We start from the raw sequence: 224 nt of genomic DNA, 5'->3' as shown, positions 1-224 counted from the left end.
GCGCGAATGCGATCTCGGCCGCGAAGCACTACATCGCTGCTTCACACGGCTACTCAAGTGGGCTAGACAAGGAACAGTTCCTCAATCCGGCGCTGCGTGTGGCTAGAGCAGTTGGCGCAGAAGATGTTGCATCCGCCGCGGTCCAAGAAATCGGAGCGGGCATCAAAGATGCCATCTCTGGCCAAGATCCTGCGCCCGGTGTGGCACTAAGCCTATTGGCCCCA

1 protein-coding gene is annotated in these 224 nt (G+C 59.4%); it reads left to right on the top strand.

Annotation, left to right across the window (positions count from 1 at the left end; genetic code table 11):
- Positions 1-224: hypothetical protein (locus MFF64_RS37535; RefSeq protein WP_238194171.1), on the top strand; the 224-nt coding region annotated here is incomplete at both ends.

It is taken from the genome of Methylobacterium frigidaeris (assembly GCF_022179185.1).
In the GTDB taxonomy this organism is placed as follows: Bacteria; Pseudomonadota; Alphaproteobacteria; order Rhizobiales; family Beijerinckiaceae; genus Methylobacterium; species Methylobacterium frigidaeris.
The sequence above is the reverse complement of the archived record's forward strand: the minus strand, read 5'-3'. Positions and strand labels throughout refer to the sequence as shown.